10 protein-coding genes are annotated in these 25,281 nt (G+C 40.1%); 7 read left to right on the top strand and 3 right to left on the bottom strand.

The features are described from left to right. Nucleotides 1-406: 406 nt before the first annotated feature. A complete protein-coding gene (locus tag NMY3_RS02410; protein ID WP_196817361.1) occupies nucleotides 407-15,889 on the top strand; it encodes a hypothetical protein in 15,483 nt (5,160 codons plus the stop codon). Nucleotides 15,890-16,627: 738 nt separating this feature from the next. On the opposite strand, the gene NMY3_RS02405 is transcribed toward NMY3_RS02410, so the two are convergent. Continuing rightward, nucleotides 16,628-17,200, bottom strand: a complete 573-nt coding sequence (locus tag NMY3_RS02405) for a hypothetical protein (protein ID WP_196817360.1) — start codon at nucleotides 17,198-17,200, stop codon at nucleotides 16,628-16,630. A gap of 204 nt (nucleotides 17,201-17,404) precedes the next feature. Between NMY3_RS02405 and NMY3_RS02400 the strand changes: the two genes are divergently transcribed. Both NMY3_RS02400 and NMY3_RS02395 read left to right on the top strand, forming a co-directional pair. Next, nucleotides 17,405-17,656, top strand: coding sequence for a hypothetical protein (locus NMY3_RS02400; RefSeq protein WP_196817359.1), 252 nt, complete (start codon nucleotides 17,405-17,407; stop codon nucleotides 17,654-17,656). Between the two features lie 29 nt (nucleotides 17,657-17,685). Beyond that, the gene (locus NMY3_RS02395) at nucleotides 17,686-18,867 is read left to right on the top strand and encodes an MEDS domain-containing protein (protein WP_196817358.1); all 1,182 of its coding nucleotides are present in this window, start codon (nucleotides 17,686-17,688) and stop codon (nucleotides 18,865-18,867) included. Nucleotides 18,868-19,657: 790 nt separating this feature from the next. Here the strand turns inward: NMY3_RS02395 and NMY3_RS02390 are convergent. After that, nucleotides 19,658-20,395, bottom strand: a complete 738-nt coding sequence (locus NMY3_RS02390; RefSeq protein WP_196817357.1) for a cysteine hydrolase family protein — start codon at nucleotides 20,393-20,395, stop codon at nucleotides 19,658-19,660. Nucleotides 20,396-20,708: 313 nt separating this feature from the next. Here NMY3_RS02390 and NMY3_RS02385 point away from each other — a divergent pair, with 313 nt between their 5' ends. The 3 genes from NMY3_RS02385 (at nucleotide 20,709) to NMY3_RS02375 (ending at nucleotide 22,214) form a co-directional block, all read left to right on the top strand. Next, the gene (locus NMY3_RS02385) at nucleotides 20,709-20,900 is read left to right on the top strand and encodes a hypothetical protein (protein ID WP_196817356.1); all 192 of its coding nucleotides are present in this window, start codon (nucleotides 20,709-20,711) and stop codon (nucleotides 20,898-20,900) included. 324 nt (nucleotides 20,901-21,224) lie between these two features. Beyond that, nucleotides 21,225-21,452: a hypothetical protein gene (locus tag NMY3_RS02380; RefSeq protein WP_196817355.1), complete on the top strand. Its 228-nt coding sequence runs from the start codon at nucleotides 21,225-21,227 to the stop codon at nucleotides 21,450-21,452. A gap of 243 nt (nucleotides 21,453-21,695) precedes the next feature. Beyond that, nucleotides 21,696-22,214, top strand: coding sequence for a hypothetical protein (locus NMY3_RS02375; RefSeq protein WP_196817354.1), 519 nt, complete (start codon nucleotides 21,696-21,698; stop codon nucleotides 22,212-22,214). 122 nt (nucleotides 22,215-22,336) lie between these two features. Here the strand turns inward: NMY3_RS02375 and NMY3_RS02370 are convergent, their stop codons facing one another. Then, complete coding sequence (locus NMY3_RS02370) at nucleotides 22,337-22,792, bottom strand: universal stress protein (RefSeq protein WP_196817353.1); 456 nt, start codon at nucleotides 22,790-22,792, stop codon at nucleotides 22,337-22,339. Between the two features lie 1,593 nt (nucleotides 22,793-24,385). On the opposite strand from NMY3_RS02370, the gene NMY3_RS02365 reads away from it, so the two are divergent. Further along, entirely contained in the window at nucleotides 24,386-24,955 is a 570-nt protein-coding gene (locus NMY3_RS02365; protein ID WP_196817352.1) for an HdeD family acid-resistance protein, read from the top strand. Nucleotides 24,956-25,281: the final 326 nt, after the last annotated feature.

The raw sequence follows: 25,281 nt of genomic DNA, 5'->3' as shown, positions 1-25,281 counted from the left end.
AATTTCCGACCGATCTAGACAGTAAATTTATGCTAGTTGGTTACAAAGTATTAATTCTCAAAGTATTAGAATATGTAGTTCTAAGAATTAATGGAAAAATAAGATATATTTTTTGTGATTCATTATTGTAAATAATGTCAAAGACAACGCATGATCAATTTGAACGCCGAATAAGTATTCTAAGAACACTTTGTATTTCAGGCCCATTTTTCAGCAATTCTATCTTTTTAGGGATTCTATACTTTACATCAGTGGTGAAAATCAAGGGTCTCTGTATATTACAACATTGGGTATTATTGGCATATTTATTTAATTATTATCATAATAATTTTAGAATCGGACAAGGGGTTTCTAATGATGTAAACAGGTTTGGCGTTATAGCATCAAAAACATAATGTGAGACGTGATGGTAGCTATTGTTGCAGGCAACGGCTTAGGATTACTGAATACATCACTAAATACTATAGGTACTCCAGGAGTACTTGGACAATCGAGCGTCGGTGGGGGAAGCATCCAAGCCAACGTCAACGCTGTTAATGGCAACTTGGTACTCCAATCTCATGATATTCAACTAGCGGGTCGGGGAATGAATCTGCTTGCATTACACACATATAATTCTCTAGGTACACCTAGTGCTGGTAATGAAGATGTTTGGCGTTGGAATTATGAAAAGACTCTGAGATTTCAGGGTCCTGGGTCACCTCTGCATCCCGAACCAGAGGCGACCATTTTATTAATCAATGGAGACGGCCACGAGACAACTTATTCTTGGAATTCCATTCATAACGTATTTTTAACAACCGACGACCGTGGAGCACACGACCAACTGACTTATGACGATACCATGACTGAGTGGGTATGGACAGATGGCTCTCTGCGCACTACGGAGAGGTATTCGAATTCAAACGGCCCAGATATGATTGGACGTCTAGTCCGCCAAACTGATATTAGCAATAATAGTATCAACATAACCTATGACAGCAATGGGTTGTTGACGTTTATTGAAGATGCTATAAGCCGACAGGCGATCAAACTTACATATAACTCATTCAGTGGCCATACCCGCCTGCAGCACCTAGAAGCAATTCCACTTACTGAAGATTCTAGCGGCAACCCATCCACAACACTGAGCGACCCACTGAGACTAGTGGATTACAACTACGATAACCTTGGCCGCTTGTCAACAGTCACGAGATATCTAACACCTAACAGCGGTAGTATCCCTGTTGGTGATGGTTTTGTCACAAGCTATGTCTATGATACTACGAGTAACCGCATTGTAAGTGTAACTCAGAGCGACGGCGTGGGAGTGATTTTTAACTATGACCACTTGGGCAGAGTGAGTGCCGTCACCGATCAGGGTGGACTACCAAGCTCACAATGGACAATCGCCTACGAGGTTCCAACGAATATAACGACGATCACAGATGGCGATGGTCAGGTCTGGGCGTATCGCCACGATGGGTCCAATGGCCGCCTAACCGAGGTTCTAACGCCCCCTGTGGTAGGCTCTTACATGTCGAAGAAATTCGAATATGACGATGCAGGGAACATTCAATCTATAACTGACCCTCAAAATAATAAAACTAGCTTCGAGTATGATAGCGCGGGTAACAACGAATTTGAGCGTGATGCGGCCGGCAATACTATTAGACGCATATTCAACCCTCTAAACCAACTCGTGAACGAGACTCGCTACCTAATTACTGAGCCAGATGGCAACGGATCTCAACAGGGGATCAATCCTATCACCACGCGTTATGTATATGACTCAAATGCGCGATTGCGTTTTGTAGTAAGCCCAGAAGGACGCGTGACTGAAAATCGTTACGGTGGTCAGCACAATGGCTTTGGATTGCTAACTCAGGTATTATTATACATAGGTAATACCTATGACGTAACCAATCTTGATTCGGCTCATCAATTGACGGAGGTTAATATGAAAAACTGGGTGATGGGACTCCCAGATGTTACACAGGTCCAGCTCACTGAATATAAATATGATTCACGCGGCAATGTGAGTCAGCAAACGAGTTACGCGACGATCAGCTCGTCTGGTTCTGGCGTGCTTGACGAACAGACTAGTGTAACTGAATTTAAATACGATGCTTATGCCCAATTAAAGAATACAATCAGTGTACGGGGTCCCTCTCGCAATATCCGCACCAGCATAAACAGTAATACATTTGATGGAATTGGCCGAGTTCTAACTAATAATAGTCCTCATGGTTCTCAAACCGTCACCTACGACGATGTTAACCGGCGCGTTATCGTGGCCTATTCTAGTGGCCTCATCGAAACCCGCGAATATGACATCCGCGGCCGTCTAACGGAGGTTAGCCAAACCGACGGAACCAGTACGCGACAAAGGCGTTACTTGTATGACAATGCTGACCGGCTTAAAATGCTTGAGGATTCACAAGGAGGCCGTCGCTACCGATTTTATGATGCTGCAGGTAATCTCGAGTTCAAGGTTGACGCTACCGGAGCAGTGACACGGTTTGAGTACAATATGACTGGACTACTCTTCCGTCAGACATTATATAAGAACCCAGCAAATGTCACGGACTGGTACGACGTCACGACAGACACCGTGACAAAGGCTACTCTTACAGTAGGCGGAGCAGATAGTGATGTGATCGTAGATACTACAAATGATCGCAGCACAACCATGGAATATGATGAGGTAGGTCGAATAACTGTCTATACTGACTCCTTGGGGGTTGTCACCATTAATTCCTATGATGATCTTTCCCGCTTGGTTATGATACAAACTGGCAATCGCGTGACGCGATACCTATACGATAAAGACGGTCGTCGTGTTGGAATAATTGATGCACTTGGATTCTTAACCGAATTCAAATATGACGCGGGCGGTCGACTTATAGAAACGGTTCGATATAGCCAACGGAGTCCCGCGGCAGAAGCAGCAGCAACAATTAACTCTATGCCCGTTTGGATAGGTGCCACTCAACAAATCTTGGTTGCTGGCCAACCTTTTAGTTGTCGCATGGCTGCATATAGTGCATATGGCAACCGGCTTATCTTCAGCGTGATTGGTAATCTGCCCACTTGGATGAATTTCGACGCCGATAAATGTACGTTGCGTGGAAACCCTCCTTTAGCAGTAACTAATGAAAGCATAGCCCTGCGTGTCGAAGATGACCGCGGTGGAGCCTCTGATATTACTTTACCTTTCAATTTCCTTCCAGTCCCTTCATCAGACGAGCAGACAGTAGATGGGGGAGAAACAGGAGGCGGAGCAGGGCCTGAATGGATTACACTATCTCCGTTGGACTTGGTAGCAAATGTACCTGTGAACCATGTAATCCCAGAAGCGATTGGATCAATGCTCATCTATCGAGTACTTGGAGGATTGCCGCCTGGGCTATCGTTTGATGCCATTACTCGGTCGATTACTGGAGCTTGTAGCTATGAAGGATTCTACAGCATTCGTTTTCAGGTCATTAATCCCAACGGTAAATCGACTGAAAGAACTCTGTCATTACGAATTCACAAGCAGGCCATGGTGACCCCCAATCAGTCTGTGGGGAGCAATCAAGTCTCGGCATGGCTACCTGTCGATACAAGCGGGCTGCGAAGTTACCTATATTATGATAAACAGGCCCGTGTAACTGGATCCGTAGACGAGCAGCAATTTCTGACTGAGACGATATACAATGACGCGCTTAATACCCAGCGAACACTGCGATACATGTCGCCGGTAGTTGTTACAGAAACGGACTCTTTAGATTCCTTAAAAAACAGGGCAGGGATACCTCATCTTGTATCCTTTGTACAATATGATAACTTTGGGAGGATTCTAGAGGTCACAGGGCATGACGGATCAACGCTGACACACAATGAGTACGACCCGGTTGGTCGCCTTATCCGTGTGATCACAGCAAGAGGTACTGACGAAGAACGCGCACAGCGTACTTTTTATAACGCCTATAACGAGGTAACGGCGAGTTTGGGAGGCGAAGGCGATGCCTGGCTAGGGGCGAACCCAACTCCGGAGAGAATAGAGCAGGCAATACGTGAATATGGTACTTCCTACGCATACGACACGCTAGGTCAATTGGTGCGAAGCATTGATGCTAATGGCAACTTGACTATTTATTATTATGACCGTGAGAATCGACAAACCCATTCGGTTAATGTCGTTGGATATGAGGAGGACAGTAGTCTTGCCGGTGAAGTGTCCGAAACTTTTTACAACAGTTTCGGGCAACCAGAACAGGTTCATCGCTATGCTGCACTTCTGAACAATATTAACATGAATCAGTTACTCTATAGAGATAGCGGAAGTGGTGAGGGTGGTGGATTGGCCGATCAATCCTTATTTGATATGTTGTCTTTGATTGCCAACCCAAGTGCTGATCAGATCACCCGGTATGAATATGATCGTCGTGGCCAGCTAGTAAAACAGGAAGATTCAGAAGAAGGATTTACAGAGAATATCTATAACGACTTTCAAGAGTTGGTTGCCAGAGTGCAATCTACTCAGAAAGGTCAGAGCACTACCAGCCAGTTCGATTACGATCTGGTCGGACACTTAGTATCGCAGACCGAAGATGTGGGGGGAATTAACTCAAATACACGGTTGGAATTTGATGCTTTCGGTCGTATTATTCGATCGATTGACGCATTGGGTTGGGTAACTACAAAGTTTTATCCTGATAATGGTAGAAGCGTTGAGATAAAAGATCCGTTGCAACATGTAATGCGCACTGATTTTGATGCTTTCGGTCGCGAGTATCGCCTGATTGATGCACTTAGAAACGAGACTGTGTATACATATGACGAGACAAATCGTATCGTGATGGTAACCACTCCAGAAGGACGGCAAATAACTACTTCAAAGACACGGCACGGTGAAACGAGAAGCCTCACAGATGGACGAGGTAATGTTATATATTATGAATATAACCTAGATGGCAAGCCGACCAGCATAGTTGATCCTCTGGGTCAAATAATCTCTCAAACAGTTTACGATAAGAGTGGCCGTAAGATAGCGATGATAGATGCACGTGGGACGGTGACTCGCTTCAGTTACAATCAGCGGAATTATGTAGTTAAAAAGCAGGTGGACCCAGAGGGCATGAATCTAGTTACACTATTTAGGTTCGATGCTTTCGGCCAGCAAATTGAGGTTACCGAGGCGAATGGGACTGCCATAGAACGATTTACAACATATAGTTATGACCGTAAAGGTCGTATGAGAAGAGTCGTTTTGGATGCGTCAGCAACAGATGGGTTACAGCTTTGTTTTACAAATGCATACGATGATCTGGATCGTCTTATCTCTGTCGCACGTGGGACCGTCGCGATCCCTAATCAGCATGTGATATTATATGAATTTGACAATCTGGGCCGACGATTAAAAGAAATATTTGCACCAAACTCTGTGTTTAATGCTGGCCCTTCAGGAGCACTCAACCTTGTAACGCATTATCGTTACGATGTGGCTGGTCATCTGACACGCCTTATTGATCGCAACGGTAACAGCACATGGCGGATCTATGATGCGACTGGCCATCTTACGAGAAGCATTAGTGCATTGGGAGAGGTTGTTGATAGCCGGTATGATGCAAAAGGCCAAATGGTTTACAGTCATCACTACCTCGATCGGCTACCATCTATCGCTCTTGAAGGACTAGGTGATGTGACCATTGATTCAATCACAAACCCTGCACCCATGCCTGGCGATAAACGCACCCATATAGTATATGACGGTGATAATCAACTACGTTTTAGTCTTAAATCTGTAGACGCCACCACAGGTTGGATCGTTGATGAGAATCGTTACGACATCGACTATAACATTATTGAAAAGCGTACATACGACAGGTTTACACCTGAAGCCATTATTTCAGCTCTAGAAGAGCCCTCTTTGTCTGGTATTAGAGTGGAGGAAATCAAACAGATGTTACGTACTTTGGGATATGATGACGACGATCCTATTAGTTTGGTGGGCTTGCAGCGCACATTCATGACATATGATGGTAACAACCGCCAGCACTTTACAGTTGATTCTTTTGGATCTGTAAATGAGAGATTATATGATACATCTGGCAACGTCGTAGCAATACTGCAGTTTGCCATTCGCCCTGAACTACTAGAGTATACAGAAATCGCTATCGAATCTGCGGTCGACCGCAATAACTCAGACAACAGGTTGACGCATTATGCTTACAATGCAGTGAACCAACTGCGCTTTACTATCAATGCATTGGGTTCTATTGAGGAGACTATCTATGATTCGCTAGGTAATATAGTTATGACCAGGCTCTGGGCCAAACGGCCCGAGTTGTTACAGTACAACGAAAGCGCCATTTCGGCAGCATTACAGGGTTTGCCCTCCAAATATGACTATATTATCCGTCGTGTATATGACGGTGCTAATCGTCTTCGCTTTGCAATCACTGCTACAGGTTCGGTGACTGAAAATATATACGATGCATTGGACAATGTCGTAACAACAACAAGGTTCGCACGACGGGCTTCCTTTACCAATGATTCTTTGACGGAAGCTGATGTTACTGCCGTACTCGTTTCTTTGCGAAATGACGATGAAAACCAGGTTACCCATAATGTCTACGATCTAGAAGGGCGTCTTCGCTTTGTAATTGATCCACTTGGTAACGTCACAGAAAATGTATACGATGCTAATGGCAATTTGCTTACAAATACCCGCTTTGCTTCGTCCCTCCACCTGTCGACACTAACTCAATATGACGAAAGAACAATCGCTGCGGCAGTAAACCCCTTGCAATCCGATCCCAGAAATCGTCCTACGCACTTTGTGTATAATAAAGTCAACCAGATTCGTTTTACTGTAGACGCATTGGGCTCTATCACTGAGCATACCTTTGATGGACTTGGTAGAACAATCTGTATTGAGAGATTCGCACAGCGAACACAATTGGGAGAATATTCTGAAGAGGCCATCTCGGCGGAAGTTATCCCATATCGTAACCATTCTGCGAATCGTATCGAACAGCATGTTCATGATGCATTAGATAACATTCGCTATAATGTACTGAGGCTTTCGGTGGAAGGGGAAAATCCTCTTTACCAGGTAAGTCGACAGGATATGAATGCATTAGGTCAGCTTGTCCACATTACCTCGTATGCGAGTGCCGTGCCGCTCTTGGCTATAAATGAGGAAACTATAGCAGGTGCCGTTGGGACCGGCGACCTGCAAAGAGATAGGGTTTTATACTTTGTGTTCGATCAGGGGGGTCGTCAAGTTTATCAGTTACAAACTGTGTCGCCAGATGGTAATAGGCTCATGTATAAGGTGGGCGCCAAAGAGTTCGATTCGTTCGGACAAGTGGTAAAGAGTACTGAATACGCTACAACTGTGGCGTTGGATGCATTTGACAAGGCCACGGTCGACGCCATAATGCGGAATGCTGGTGATTCAACGCGGGACAGAGTTTATCATTATGCCTATAACGCCTTGGGTCGGGCTATTTACGCCTTGCAGACATTGAATGAAAACAAACATCAGGTAATAAAGCAAGATTATGATACATTTGGTCGCATAATCCGGATGACTAGATGTGTAAATGCCATAGGTTCTCTTGCAAATTTCAACTATCTAACCATTGAAGCTGCCGTGAATGCTACTACATCTACAAATGACCGTAAGAGTCATTATGTTAACGATATTGAAGGAAGAAATAGATTCGTACTTGAAGCAGACAAGCCAGGACAATGGACGGTTTCAGAGAATCGCTATGACTCCTTTGATAACGTTATTGAATCGCGCAAATACGATCGCTATATTTCTGAAGCGTGGATAACTGCGAACGACACAACACCAACAAGGGGTATACTTGAGCAAGATGTATTTGATAAGTTGGCGACTTTAGGCTATAACGATGTTGCACCTGCTTCACTGACCAATGTACAACGCTCCCACTTTGTCTACGACCGGCTGAATCGATTGCGCTTTACTATCAATGCATTGGGTTGTATTGCTGAGAACTCCTATGACGCTCTTGGTGACAAGACCACAACTGTTCAGTTCGCATTGCCTCTTACCCTGGCTGAATATACTGAGAGTGCGATAGCCATCGCTGTAGATCATAGTAATCCTCTTAATCGTATACAGCATTTTGTATATGATACTATTGGACAGTTACGTTTTACAATAAACGTTATCGAACCAAATGTCGGATCAGCTGGCAAGCACTCTATTGAAGAACGGCGCTATGACTCCTTGGGCCGGATGACTGAATGTCGATTGTATGCAGCCACAGTGGGTCATCTTTCTTCATACGTTGAGGCCGACCTGGCAGCTTCTGTTCTAACGGTAGCTGACCGTACAAAAGATCGTCTGTCAATGCTTTTCTATGATTCAGCAGGCAGGCAGGTTTTCATAGTGGAGGAGCTGCAAGCTAGATTATCTCGTGTCGGAGGACCAGTTGGTAAGTACCATGTGACGAAGAAAATCCATAACGCCTTGGGACAACTAGTTCAGCGGATTGACTATGCTTTGCCTATTGATTTGATGCAGTTTGACAAATCTTTAATCGAGAGTGCTTTAGTATTGGATCCTGCAAACGATCGAACTACCACCTATATACACGATGCCGCTGGACGCATACGTTTTGAGATAATGGCCGATCTATCGTTCCTCGAGAGAAAATATGATGGTCTCGATCAGATGACAGAATTCGCTCATTTCGATTTCAAACTATCGGACAACACTCTTAGGACAGAATCAGAGATGATTATCCTTCGAGGGGACCATGCAATCGGTGATTCTGGCACACGGGGCCATGCTAGCGAATTTGACGCAGCCGGTAGGCTCACTATCGCAGTGGATGCTTTGGGAAACACTGAACGATATGAATACAATGGGTTTGGTGACAACTTACGTTGGATCGATAAGAATGGGAACAAGTTTGTATATGCTTACGACCGCAAGGGTAGAAAGACCTTAGAGGCAACACCCAGTCTAAAGTTCAAGTTGCGTGGCGAAGAGAGCAACACAGATTCTCCTAACCGAATAATTGAGACTCGATTTCAATACGACGCGTTTGGAAATATGATACGTAAGATTGAGGCGGCTAATTACGTAAACAATTCCGTTATCACGGAGTATTCTTTCGACAAGATTGGTCGGCCCACCGGAACTCGCTACAACGGTTACTATGATATAGTTACAGGTTCAGTGGAACCTGAACCGGATACCACTCGCTTCAAGCCCGAATCTTCAATAACTTACGACTCGATGGGTAATATGGTCCACATCGGCACACGTACGGATATCAGTGCATTTCAGTATATGTGGAAAACATATGATTGTCATGGACGTGTAGTTCACGAGATCAATCCGCTTATGAAAGTAACCCGATATTCATATAACTTGTTTGGTGAACAAGAAACTGTTACTCGTTATAGCGTAACTATATCCCCAGGCACTCCTCAAAATGGATTCTATTGGACTCCTGGTGAGATCGACCCGTTACTGATTAGGGGATATGATGAAAATGGGAATGCAATGGAAGATACTTTAGCACGCACTATAAGACTAAGTTATGATAAACTCGGCCGTAAGGTGATTGTTACACACCCAACAGCTTCGTTTTACTCAACTCATACTCCTGGTAATCTAGGCCACTCTAATTACTATCGGCCAAATCCTGATTCTGTGTCAGGCGATCTAGACGCTGCTTTAACGCGTTACGATTACAATACTTTTGGCGACGTTATCAAACAAAGAGTCCGGGCTAACAACATTGTTGAATGGCAAGACACATCCTATACTCGAGATACAATGGGACGTCTAATTCGATGTGTCGATGCGGCTGGATATATCACAATCACCTCCTATGATCCAATAGGCAATCTGATACTGCAAAAAGAGCTTACCGGAAATGAGGATGGCATGAACCGCATCACTGGGTTTGTGTACAACGCTCTTAACCAACAAATCCGCACGGATCGCTTCGGCTTGAGATATACCGATGCAAACGGTGTTGAACACGGAGTTGTTTATTGGGATCGAGACCAAGGTGGTGGTGGGGGATGGATAAATCCGGATTCTGATGTTGCGACCACAGTTTTATCAACCACATTTGATGGATATGGGAAGCCGCTTCTTGTAACCGATGCAGGTGGCAATGTGACCTCTTTCTCTTATAACGCACTGGGACACACTGTGAGGATAATCGAACCTACACGGATTATAGCGCCACTCGCTGCTAATGAAGAGGCGGCTGTCGATCCATTCTCAGACCAGATCTCCGAGAGACTTGTCACATCCATAAAGATCGACCTATTCGGACGGACCGTATGGCAAGAGCAGTCCACATTACAAGATCGAGAAGATAGACGACTTATTGTTAACAGATATGATGCGGCAGGAAACCTTGTAAGCATAAAGGATGCGGAGGGTTATGTCAAACATCGCTCCTACGACTTTGCAGGCAGAGTAGTCCGAGAGGCGCAAACAATCCGCTCCCAACTCGGGCCGTTGGGAATTAACAAACATCGAATAGAGCGGCGTTATGTATATGATGCACTTGGACAGCTCACTGATACTCTAGATGTCTACCAAGAAGGTAGTGAAGAGATGCAAAGTGGAAAGTCTGTTCGCTATAATGCTTTTGGCGAGATTGTTGAAGAGCGATATAAATGGGGACCTGGTAACCTAGATCCAGCATCGCTTAATTCGGCCAGAAAAGCCAGATATGACTACGACAACGCGGGTCACTTGGTTGGTAAAGTTGCTGGTGATGGGTATACCATTTATTCTTACAACTTGCTTGGGCAGATCACGCGAGAAGAAAGGCGTGGCAATACTATTGTTACTGACGGTACGTACCCAAAACGCATTACGGAATATCAGTATGATGTACTGGGTCGTACTATTATGATTCGAAGGCCAAAATTTTGGGCCGATGTTGCGGCCGGCACAGAAACAGAATATGGATATGTGACTCCTTACTCTGATTATACTCTCGATCGTTGGGGGAACGTCCTCAGCACCGATGAAGGGGGCTACGAATTCGTTAACGGCCAACCTTCACTTGGTTTTCCATTTTATCGTGGATACTTGTATGATGATAACAACAAGGTTATATACGAACACCTCGGAACACAAAGTTTTGTCTCAAAAAGTGGTATCACGGGTAATGCTTTGATCTCTAAACGGACATTTCGTGACCTATTGGGAAATGTCGTCAAGGAAGTCGATGAAGCTTGGGATCCTCAATCAGAAGTTTTGATAAGCTCGCGAACTCGACATAAGGAGTACAACAGTGTCGGTCAATTAATTGCGGAAATAGATGCGACTACCATAAAGAGTGAATATGCTTACAATATTTATGGCGAGAGGCTTGGCACCCGCAACGCACAAGGCACCGTAATGTTCAATCGTTATGATCGTAACGGCAACCTGCTTTTCTACGGTGTCCTACGTACCACAAATGCAAATGGTGACGGCGAATATAACAGTCACGTTGGAACAGGCACAGTAAAGCGTACGTATCTTAAGACGTTCCGATATGATCAAGCAAGTCGCCGTTTTGCCACAAGAACTTTTATTGACATAGGAAATGCTCCCTGGTCATATACCTGGATGGATGGACGAGATTTGGTTGTCCAGCAGCGTGATGTGATGGGAAGGGTGACCAGCTGCAAATTTGACCCCTTCGGCAACAAAGCAGAGGAAATTGATACCGCTGGAAATCAAAAGAGGTGGATCGCATCAACTGAGGACTATATAGTAGGCCGAATCGAGCGCATTCTACAGCCTGGTAGCAACGGAAGTTTTGAATATAATGATTTTGGAGAGGTCAGGTACGCCTCGGTGGGTAACGCCATAACTAGGTACTTTTACCATGATAATGGACTGATAAGACAGATAGTTATCAACCCAAACACCAATTTCAATAATGAAGAGACAACCTATTACAGCTATGATACACACGGTCAGTTAGTAGCGGAAAGCCGCCAAGACAACGAATCCACGCATATTAATCTCATTAGTTACGACATTCAAAGGAGGATGTCAAAAGTCGAGGGATATAGCATACAGGAGGGTCCCAGGTGTGACTTGCGCTATGCGTATGATGAATGGGGTAACGTTCGCCGCATTCAAGCCAAATTCCTCTATACGGGTAACGATGAACCTGAATCGAGCGAAAGTTATTACGATTACGACTCCGAGGGCCGCATGCTAGTGTCCAATGGTGTATTGTCGGACGAAGGAACGATTCAACTCAAGGAAAGGGTATCGAATAGCGTTCGCATCCTTTATGATAACGTGGGTCGTCGCAGTGAGGTTGAAAGGTATTTTGGACGGGGCTTTAGCCCGGGATTGCCCCCTCTCAGTAAATGGGACATCATGGGTGACCAGCGATATACATACGACGATCTTGGCCACTTGCGCCTAATCGAAATGCGCACCCGTCATACCAATGTCGTTATAATAAATGAAAACGGCCAAATCCCACCAACAGATCAGAGCGGATCTGGTCACTGGCATACGCAGTCAACGCGCGATGTAAACCTGCGCGGCGATGTCAAGCGCATTCAACAATGGGCTCGTAACTGGATCTCACCTAACAGTATGGAGGTTGATCCGGCTCCCATTTTGTTGGGCACTACGAACACGTCATATTTTGACGACGGGCAAATACACTCGTCAAAATATGATGCACTCGACCCCGTCAATAGTACCTCAATTCTAAATAATTACGATAGGCGTACTGGGTTGCTCAACTATTATGATTTTACTGCAACCCGCTTTGATCATGTAGGAGTTAACACTAGATTTGTTTATACATACAATTACGAAAACGGCACGTATGTTGTGAAGCAAATTCATGATCGTACATTTAATCTCAAAACTATAAAGGAGTACGATGCCTTGGGTCGCCTTACAAAGGAATCTGTTGATCAGCTGTATCCTGACGCCTCCATGAGCGAGGGCGGTCTACAAGACTCAGACTTTCCATTTACCTACTTTCGCGATGATCGCCTCTACGATTACAATGCAGAAGGCAAAATAATCTTGAAAAATACCGACCTAATACTGACCAATTCTCAGGGCAGATTACCAGATGAAAAAAAGGGACAACAGACTTATTTCTATATTGGTAATCGCATGGTTGGTACTATAGGGATAGGTCGCCTAGCTAACGGGACGAAATTTGATTTTGCTGATACTATCATAAAGCGATATGCCACCCCATATTGGCCAGGTGGTACTATTGAGATAGGTCGTCCTGCCATAGGGATGAATTACGATTACTCTTATACTCCTATAAGCGATGTCTCTGTTAGTGGCACTTCGCGTCATGTGGTCCAAAAAGGCGAGTCTTTGTTCGACATCGCTGAAGTGAATTACGGTGATGGTGCGCTATGGCACCTGATTGCCTACGCTAACGGTATCGCCGACGTCGAAGATCCTTTCAAACCTTTACCAGATAACGAATTCGGTAGAGCGTATGAAATCCCTGCCGCCGTACGTAATACTCAGACTTATAATACCTTTAACCTATTTGGGATGGCTGATATAATTGGCAACGACCGCCCAATCGTAATTCCACCACCTCCGCCAGAGGAACCTAGTATATGGGAGACTATAGGTGCCTACACGTTGTCCCTGGCGGTCCAAGTTGGTGTGACAGCAATATTGTCAGGCGTTAATGTGCCGATACCTATAAGCTTCGGCATTGGTGCAGCTTCCGGCAATCTAACAAGACAACTTATGGGCATACGGGCTCCTAACCAAGAAGGGATTGATTGGGAAAGCGTTGGGCTAGCGGCCTTGGAAGGCACTGCTTTCTCAGCCGCCGGATCATATGGTGCGCTTAGCCGTGAAATCTGGCAGCAGAGCAAGACAGGTTTCAGCGGTTGGACGAGCGGTCCGGGACTAAATTGGAGTGGAATCGCCGGATCATTATTTAATGTTGGCTTCGACGCATTTGACCGAGCGCTCAGCAGCCCTAAGGCTGGACCGTTTAGCTTTGGGCTAGGTGGGTTGATAAACAGTGCTTACAACCCTCGCTCAGGTTGGGCGATTCCCGGAAGTGGATGGAGTCCAGGTGCTGGTGCATTCATGTACCTCTATGGGACGTTTATAAGCGGCCTTGGAGCGGCAACCTATGTTTGGATTCGCAGAAGACTCGAGCAGCCAAGTTTAGCAGTCAATCCAAAACAGACGCTACCGACTAACAGTAAAGAGGTACAATCCCTTCAATGGAATATACAACGTAGTGGCTCAAAACCTGACGACAATGATGATAATGACCCGATTCAAAATTATATTGTACCTCCTATATCGGATGAAGAAGTGCTATCTTTATCAGAGCAAAACCCAATCCTCATACATGGAACAGTGCCATTGTCAGATGAAGAAGTGCTATCTTTATCAGAGCAAAACCCAATCCTCATACATGGAACAGTGCCATTGTCAGATGAAGATATGCTCGAATTATCAGAGCAAAACCCAATCCTCATACATGGAACAGTGCCATTGTCAGATGAAGATATGCTCGAATTATCAGAGCAAAACCCAATCCTCATACATGGAACAGTGCCATATAAACTTGATCTTACGGGCACTGGCAGGCGTCCTCATGCAACCAAGGAATGGAAAGAATACGTTCAATTACTCCGAGAAAAAAAACGCATCGACTCTGAGTTAACTGCATATCTCAAGACAAAAGAAGGCTCTGCAGCCGCAGCTGAGCAAGCTCGCCTTCATGCCAACATTCAGGTTGCCAAAGCCAATCTTACACGCCTCCTCGGCGAAAATGTCGAGCTCAAGAAACGAATTATAGTAGCTAAAAAAAATCGTAGAGAAGCAATATCAGAACTGTCCGAAGCAGGTTGGAACGAATATTTGTCTGAAGTTCAAGCTGAAATTTCGGCGCGAGAGGCGGTGCCTGCAATAAGGACTATGGGTGCAGTGAGGGTATTTCAGGGCGTGAGTGAAGGCATTGGTGCCGGTTTACTTGCTCCAGTTCCGCCGCTGGCATATGCAGTTGGATTAAAAGCTGCAGATGATGCCTCTACAGGAGTGACTCAAATCTGGACCGGGGAACAAGAGAGGACTCTGTTTTCTAAAGGTGCTTCTGCAGGTGCGGAAGCATTGGGAGCCAGTGAAGAGTGGGCGCATTCATTTGGCGAAGATTTGGACTTTACTGTTTCAATGGGTATATCGGCTACACCATACATACCTACACGATACATGCCACGCATACGTTCGTTACCTAGATCACCAGGTGTACCTCCAAAAGTCCCGCCGGGAGGAACTGGTGGGAGTAGAACGGGTGGTGATAAGGTCCAAGGATGGGAGCAATTTAGGGGAAAAGCTGCAGAGATTCAAAGAGAATCTCTGACTAGGTATGGACTTAATCCTGAGAATGCTTTAGGCGGTTCTCGACAAATACTGGGCCATGCACGGAGCGTGACAGGGGTAGCACAATCTGAAGCAGTTCGACGAGTTCAACTCATTGAGAGATTAGAGCAGGTCGCTAGACAACATGCTCAAAACTTTGACGATGTTTTGCTACAGGGTGATACCGCGGTCCTAAGTAGATTCCTATCCCCGGCAGAATTAAACCAGGCACTTGGACGCGGTGGGTTGGCCAGAGCGACACGAGGAAAATATGTCGAACGCGCTTCACGTATGACATTTGCTCAGGATCCTCTGATTCAACCACATATAGAACCAGGAGGATACCTGGGTTTACGAGACGTAGTGGGGAAAGGTCCTCGGCATGCGTTTGCAGATTTTTTTGGCACCCATGGAGGTTTACTATCCGGCATGTTCATAGACATCACTACAAATCCAGCCCGAGCGGCCCATCTTCTCCGACTATACCTCGAAAAGGGATTGATTGTGACGTATTGAACTTTCAAACATAAAAAAAATACAAACACAATCACGACTATTATGGATACGCCAAAGTATTAGACCAGGTCGACCTCTTATACCATACGGATTTAATTCTCCTAATGCTTTATAACAAGTTTTTAAATCCCATGTATTAATTTGACTTTAGGTTTAATTATTAGCTTTACGATATAAACATCGAATCCTCTCTTAATAGTGATAGCACAACGGAAACTTCTTGACCCTTTGACTATGTAGATTGAAATCCTTATCTTTCTCCTGTATAAAACATCAAATATACAAAATTAAATCCATTATTTGTGTCAAATTTGGTTCACAAACCTCTGGCCCCATTTTTTATATGGGGTTAAATATTTCAGTTGAAAAATAAGTATAGAAATGGCATGTGCGTAAGTTGGCTCTTGTTATTATACTTCCAATTTAGTCGAGGTAATAACTAGAATGTCTTACTCTAACAACCTTGATGAAAATACTACTAATTTGTCTCTTTCTTTGTCCTTGTCACCATCTAATTCCATGTACAGTTTCTCATCAAGTATCTCAATGTTGACAAATCTAACTTTCCTTATATACTATCTATGTAATTTTCTTTGGTTAATGCACCATCATACAACTGACCCATTATCCGTATTAACAGAATCTAAATCTCAACATGGTAATAGATAAGATAAGATAAGATAAGATAAGATAGCGTAATGCCTTGCAAACAAATACAATTTCTAAAAATAATATCTTTCAAAGGATTGACTTTGGGAGCCTAAGTATAACCAAGTGTTCTGTTACCTCGACCTTTATGCCAGTCTGACCTAAAGATTCCATCGTGTTTCTTATTAAATTAGCCATAAATTGGCTAAACTTTAATCCCAAGTCAAATTGAAACTTGTATGTTGTATAATCTAATTGCCTGTCTTCATAAATCCGATATTTGAATTCTGATATTTCAATCCATTTTAGCAGGATTCCAATGTACCCATGGGACGACACGGTGTTATCAAACATTTCTATCATATCAATAAAGTAATGTCTGACGAATTTGTTAGCAACTTCTTTTATCTGTTCATCTGATAAATTTTCTAAAATATCTCTATAAAGGTATTTGTTAATGTAAATCAGTCCTGTGCTCGCAGCCGGCTTATGCCATAAAGTATAAGCCTTGACTATTTGATTTAGGAGCGTGTTAACGCTTTCCAATTTGAGTTCGGCTTCGTTACGCAATTCGTTCATTGTGGCCTTGTCAAATCGCAAAGTAATGCTTTCGCTACCTGACCCGGCCCTTTGGCGTAAGTTGTTCTTAATTGCCTTGGTCATAGTTATAGATCGTTACACTAGAATAATAGTTTTGTAATTATTGTCATGATTTTAAATCGTTTTATTGCAAATGAATCCTTGTTTTTATATAATTATGGGATATAACCACTATCAATAACATTGAATTCAAAAAGTATTAAATATATGAGAGGATCAAAGACTCGATGTATTTTAGTCTTAAACTTCATTTAAAAGGTGACAAAATTGAACATCTTAGAATCTGAGACACCATTCTTGATAGAAGCAAAGACCTGTGGGTACAGTAAGAAAAAGAGCATTACCTATCATTTTATAGAATCATCTCATAGCCTATGTCTTGATAAAAGAGAGATAATATTGGCACAAATCCAGGCCTGCAATAGGTTACTGAAGTATGCAAAAGATGAATCTGATAGAGAGGCAATAAATAGAGAATTAGGAGAATTAAAGTTAACTTTAGATATGATGCATTACTGATGTTTCTATTTGTACTAAGGTGAACTAATGTGAATCTGACTAATTTGTTGGGTAATGATAGCCATATTTTTGTAGTATATCCAAACAAAGACACGGAGATAGATGATTGCTTTTCATTTCTAAAGGAAGGTTTGCATAACAACGAATTTGTTTTAATAATGCTAGAAGAACCATCAATACATAAACTCTATCGCAAGATTTACAGTGAATTTGGAAAAGACGATACTAAACGAATGGAAAGTAACAACAGTGTTGTAATCACTCCACTATCAAATTGGTACCACTACCACTATAGCGATTTTAACGCTGAAAAGTTCCTTGCAGAATGGGAAAAAATTGTTTCAAATGCAAGGAAGATGAAAAAAAAGGGATTGAGAGTTTTTGTTGAGGCTGATGAATATCTGATAGAGAAGTTCGAAAACGCGTTAATCAAATTCGGTGAGTTACTCCAAAGCTATTTGTCTTTTCCAATCTCTACAATCTATGCGTATAACAGAAAAGACATTGAAAGAATGAATCCCCAGCAGCATGCACTATTGAGCTTAAATCACGGCTTAGTTTGGACTAATGGATTAAACAGTAATAGTGGTAATGGTAACAATAATCTTTTCCATAATCCATTTCGTAATCACTACATCTGTTTAACTAACGGTGATAATATAAACAAGAAATTATCTCAGGATTTGATGAAAGTGGATGACAAAGAACTTTTCCTAAATGATTCCATGACTTGGGCATTATCTGACTTTATAAATGAAGGTTTGTTGCAAGGTGATCGCTGTATTTACGTCACAGCAAGAATTGGAAATGAAAGCTTATCATCCCAATTTCTGAGTAAAATTATTGACTATGAGGAGAATGTTAAAAAGCACAATTTTCAGTTAATAGATTTTTCAGAACACTATATTGATTTATTGTCAGATAACATTGCCCCACTTGAAAATTTCGTTAGATACTTAAGAAGGGAGTCAATGCTCTCTGTAACTGGAAAAATAAGATTTGTATGTGATTGTGCAGGAACCTTGTTTAAGAATAAATATTTTGAACAATGTATTGCTCTAGAAAACTGGTGGATAAAAAATCTTCCTAAAAATGTAATACGCTTGACAATATACCCTGCACTCTTATTTTCTCAAACTCCTTATAAGTTCAATGTAAAACCTATCTTATCTAATTCTTCAACATCTTTGATTATTTCGGACAATTATTAATTAGCCTTCTATCCTACAAAAATGGGCTTATCCTTACAATCGTAACATGTAAGTGGCCAAACCAATTTTCCGACATTGTTTCCGTGATTGATTGGGACATAAATTGGACTTTAGACACGATACCCGTTAGAGATAGATTTTGAAATAGCTTGCAAAGGGAACATGTATATAACAAACACTGGCTCAAACACCGACTCCGTAATAAATAGTCTATATACAACACCTCATCTATTTGAAGAGATACTTAGATCAGGTAACAACATAAACGTCTAGGTTCAATTCAAATCCCTCCCCCACTGTCATATTGCTACTTTGTTGGGATTCACAAATAAATAAAAGGTGAAAGAAAAAGATTGGAATTAGAATAACAAGATTTTGATTCATATCTTATTTTGGCATCTAAGATCCGATCACATCCAATTAGAGGTGGTCCATTTAGACGTCTCAAAATTTTCTTTAACTATATTAATTTCTACCAGAAAAAGACATTGTTCAGGATTATAGTTATTTCTCAGAAAGAAAAAAGAAGATAAGATTTGGTCTTTAATAATCTGATATGATTCTAGGAGTATCAGAAGGACCGTGTACAGTAATGGGAAATAACCGTGTGAGTACCTTAAAAATTTCCTAAAGATAGTAAAATTATTTGGCGATTTTTTGAAAGTTAGTTATATTTATTTATCCATCAAAGTGAACTCGTGATAGACAAAATTACTATTTACTACTAATTTCGTCCTTCTCTATTTCTTTTTACCACATGGAAATCTACATCCTGTCTATATTATTTACATTAATTTTCACCTTTTCTGATATCAAGTAAACTGAATTCTTTAAGAAATTTACCATATTTATCTGATATATCGCTATCGCTCATTTGGCCAGATTTAATATTTTCCAGAGATGTTATCATTTTATAGAAACGTTCTACATCAACTACTAAACCGTAATAATCTCGTACCCTTTCTAATGTTGTTTCATAGTGTTTATGAATTCCAGAAGCAGTAGCGTCAGATACAACAATTACGTCATATCCACTATTGAATGCTTCTCGTAATGAAGTTTCAACGCAAATAGAAGTATCTACTCCACAAAAAATCAATGTATTGATCCCTTCACTTTGAAGCCATACTCTTAATTCTGTATCTTGAAATGCGCCATCTCTTCTCTTAATGACTATATGATCATTTTCTGTAGGCTTAATTTCGTCTATTGTTTGAGCATCCCATGTGCCTCTTACAGTTATAGGAACTTTGAGTCGCTCCTCTCTTGCTAAAGGTAACAACCTATGAACTCGGGTTAACAGATCTATACCACTTGCTTCTCTAACAGCTTCTGTATAAAATATTGGTATACCCTTGCTTCTACAAAAGGCAATAAGCTCCTTAGTTTTAGGGATGATCTTTTGATATTCCTGTGTGTTCATTCCTAATAGATCATAAGATCCTCCTTTGCTTACAAAGCCGTTTTGCATATCAACCACTATGAGTCCTAGGTTGAAGGTTTGACTTCCAGCAGAGACTTGAAACATCCACATACTTATTTTTAGTAATTTAAAAAGGTGATCTTAATCTTGGAGTAACTAGCCTGAGAATGCTACGTTTCTGGTCTGTCTTACGATAAAGCTGGTACCTTCAAGGTTCATTAATTACGGCTTTATTAACTGCTTTCTAGCTTAGTCGCTATTTTATTAAATCACATCTTCAATACATGATAATATCAACTCATTATTGTATTGTTGCTAATATAAAGAACCTAGAAATAGCTGAAAAGACTATAGAAGAAATATACAAATAATAAAAGAATCTAGAAGGAAACCAAAAGAATGGAGATCGGGTTAAAACATGAAAGTAACAATAATTAAAAGACCACTTAAAGAAAATGTAATCGTAAAGGAAGAATCCGTGTTTGAAACAAAGGTAATAACACAAGAATTGACTTGTGAACCTGTGAAACTTAACAATATTAAACCTGGAAGAGTAATAGAGATTTGTGTCAAATCGGAAAACTATGAGATATTACTGTCTGAATTATGATATGGTTTAATTTTCTTGGTTGAGAATATGAAAGCAACTAAACTTTATTATTAAACCATTTTGATTTTCATTTAAAATAAAACACTGGGTTTTCAATGACTGTCTAGTTAATTTGGGTCTTTTGTTATCTATCTCCACTCCCCATTTAATCCATTTAATCCTTCATACTTCTGTCCTTTAAGATTGAATATCGTGATGCTATATTTCTGCTGATTCTATCCATCGTAAGAAAATCGTCTACACAAATATTACAAAAATACTTTTTTCAAACAATTATTAAATAAATGCTTAAATAATTCGTCAATGACATTACGTTGAATTAATATGGAAGATGCAATACAAGATTGGGAAAGTATTATACATAAAAACGTGAGATCAAAAGACTTTGAAGATGCAGGGAATGTGGATGCTGTAAATGACGATTCAGTAATAATTACATCTCAGGGAGATCGCAAGGAGTATAGTTTACCAAAAGATAAAGTTGAAGGATACAATGGCGCAGAAGTATTTTTAAAAATCAGCTTAAGCGAACTACAGTCATACAAAGTCTAAGACAAAACCCATTTTTTAACATTTAGTATTCATACGAGAACCAGACAGCTGCAGTTTATCTAGAAGTAGAATCATGTTATTCTACTTGAGCAGAGCTCTGGATTTTAACATTTTTAAGATTATCCAATACAAGAAGTAGTAGAAATCAATATAGAGCTTCTCATTTTTCATATCAAGAAAATCTTAAACAATGATTCCATTATTTTATCAACATAAAAATACCAACTTACACTTTGTTTTATTATGTTTGGAAGGGGAAATAGAGACAATCCACTGTGGAAATTAGAATACATTGATACAGTGTACAAAATATACGATTGGGATAAAAATTTGACAGGCTATTTTTTTCCAAATTACGACATTAATATAGACGATTATAAGGATGAGTCACAAGATGCTCATGAAGTTGAAGATAATATCATAGAACAAATGAATAAAGAAAAACAATCGGTGAAAGGTGGAAATGTTATGCTCCCTATGGTCAAGCTTCAATTACTTGATAATGAAGAGGGAATTGATTTGGATTATGTGATAAACTCGTTAGATCAAAATGCTCAAAGAACAAGAAAATGGAAGCAGTGGATACATGACAATCATCTTGAATTCAAAATATTTGGAAGTTCAATTTACACCGCTAGGGAAGATAGAAATATGCTATCTATAGTTTTGGGCCTCGGTTACAACATAATTTTAGGGGAAAAAGAAATTGGCCTTAGTTTGAGACCATTATTAGATAAATTACATCAAGATGATTTGATTTGATTTGTAAATCCTTTCTATGTATCGTTCTCAATAAAATATTTTAATTTTGATATCTATGGATGCTATTAATCTTGTTTATACTATTGCCCACGTGATTCATATAAAAGGTAAAAAAATAGATCTTATTTTACTACCAAAACAGGGCAATAAGCATAAGTAACAACATCTGAAGCTACACTACCAAGTAACCTTTTTTTAAAACCCGAGTTTCCCCTAGTGCCGATTACTATCAAGTCGACATCTCTCTCTTCTGCATAATTTAGAATTGAAGCCGGAGTGGAGAATGGGGTGGTAATTACTTCTGATTTGACTCTAGTACTGGCGTCCATTGTAGTTTCCTTGTTTATATGATTTATTATTTCTTCAAACCATTTTTCAGCTTCCTTCTTATATTCATCAAAATAAGATGGAGATACCATGCCAAATACTCCTGATGAGTCACCATGATGAACCTTGGAAGGAACGATCGCTAAGAGAAATAATTCCGATCCATCCTTTACAGCAAGATCTAAAGCATAATTAACAGCATTTCTAGAATATTCCGATCCATCTATACCAACTAAAATTTTAGAAAACATGTTATTCTGCTAATTAGTGTACTTCTTATTATAAAAAGCAATATGCCTCAAAATTGGTTCTGTAGAGTAAAGTATTGATATTACTTCTAAATAAAACATAAACTATTCAACTCTATTTCACCTATCTGCTTTAGTTAATTATTCCTTTTACAGGATGATAAGCATTACTCCAACTGTTTCATTACATCCAAGAAGTGTTGGATTGAGATTCTTATATCCCTTAACATATTAGAAATAAGCAAAAGATGGTACTAAAAACTTTCGACATGATTTAGTGTCAAGTAATTATATAGCTTGATTTAATTAATCATAAACCCTGGACTGTATCAAACATGTTCTTTCATTTAATATTTATTTGAAGAATTCCTATTGACTCTTGCTCGTGATACATAAGTATTAACAATAGAAATCCAGTGTATCCATCTAATCAAAAATATCAATCAGGTAACTTCTTTCTATTTAATTATACAATTTAGAAATACTATGTGTCTTTTCTTTCCTATCCTATAATTCTAGTTGAGATAATTCTTTCTTGATCTTTCATGACTTAAAATACCAAACAATAAAAGATCGTGTTAATATGGTGAGGATTTTTTTACCTTGCTTTTCTGCAGATTAAATCCGAAAAGTGTATTCTATAATTTATTGCATCTTATACTTAGTAATCTAAGTTACCATCAAGATATTACATCCTTATTTCTTCTATTAAACAATATTTATTTTACAAAGTCGAAAGGGATAATTGTTGGTGAGTATGATATACCCTAATTATTCTTAAATAGTACTATATATTGGTATCAATAACGTAAACAGGCTAAGCAATCATATTTTAAGTATCGTTTTTCTTCTTATTTGAATCCTAACAATGACATTGAAAATTTGAAATGGTGCAATTTATTTAGATGAACCAAACTAATTAGACCAATAGATTTGATTTTAGAATTATTCGCCCAACCTGATTGACTGGTGCAATAAACAATTTGCTATCGCATACCTCCTATCTAATTATTTTTAATGTGATTATCTTAATGTGATTATCTTATTGTCTTTATTTCTAAACCGGAATGAATATTAATAAATACATTCCTTTGCTCTTTCGATAGCTTCATTTGTCATATTGATATCTATCCTTTCCCTTTGTTTTGAATTTTAGTTACTATCATACTGTTTATTGAGTATGTCCTTTCAATCTGTTAGTTTTTTAAGAGATATTACTAGGATTTAATCTATTATCTGAGATCTTGATTGTGATTTTATTTGACTATCATAGACTATCATAGACAAAATGGATGATTGATATAATCTATTTAGATAATAGGTAAATTTGAAGCCATAGGGATTTATCGTTATTTTTTTACCTTATTTTTAACCCTAAATGTGAGATTCTAAAAAAGTAGCATTAAAGACGGATTTTATCACCTAACAAGATTCATATTATAAAAAAATTAGCTAACATTCTCGAGCAAAGATTATTTATTTGCTATCCAACTATATAGTTAGACACCAATACAATGGAGATAAAAAATATAAAAGAACATTAACATTGTTACTTGTTATTTAACCCTTATATAAGCAGACATTATTCAATAGTGTATGACGTTATCTGAAACAAAGTCTCCAGGATGGATGCGTGCAGTACAGATTGTTTTAGGAGTAATAGCTGTTGTCGGATCAATGATAGCTCTATTTTTCCCTGCAATCGCAACTTTCACTGTTGTTTACATACTTGGAATAGTTCTGTTCTTTGTAGGAATTGAAAGAATTTTAATTGGAATTTTCAGTCCATCTCCGGGATCATCTAGATGGGGTACAATCGGTCTTGGGATTATTGTCCTTATAGTGGCAAGTATTGTTGTGGTATATCCTCTGGGCTCTACTGTATTTATCCTGTTTGTACTTGCTATTGCACTGTTCTGTGATGGTATAGCTAGAATAGTTCATAGCTTGGCTGGCAGAGGTATGCATGCAGGATCAAGAATATTTGGTATAATTGCAGGTATATTCAGCATTATAATAGCCATATTAATTATGGTGTCTCCAATATGGGGTGCTGTTATAGCAGGCATATTGATATCTATAGCACTACTGGTCGTCGGTATCCAAATTATTGTCGCTGGTGTAACTGGTGCGAGGTTATCAATACCAAAGCCAACAAAAGGCTAGTATTGTCAAAAAGATAAAATTAGAAGTGATTCAGTGGGTGAGAACCCGCTTAATCACGTTTGATTTCAACAATTTTTTATTTTGGAAAATAATGAACAAATAATACTAATTTCGTTTATTGATACATTCACTTACTTTTAGCTCAACCAAAAATGAATTAGAATTTAGAATTGGTTTATTTTATTATTACATCATGCATATTTATTTTCGATTAAATGATGAGATTTGACCGATTACTCCTCTAAAATACTTCCATTACCATAGTTCAAATGATTCTTGAAAATTTCAAATCTATTTAATCAACATAAATTAACCTTAAACTTTGC

Origin of the sequence: Candidatus Nitrosocosmicus oleophilus, from assembly GCF_000802205.1 — an archaeon.
In the GTDB taxonomy this organism is placed as follows: Archaea; Thermoproteota; Nitrososphaeria; order Nitrososphaerales; family Nitrososphaeraceae; genus Nitrosocosmicus; species Nitrosocosmicus oleophilus.
The sequence above is the reverse complement of the archived record's forward strand: the minus strand, read 5'-3'. Positions and strand labels throughout refer to the sequence as shown.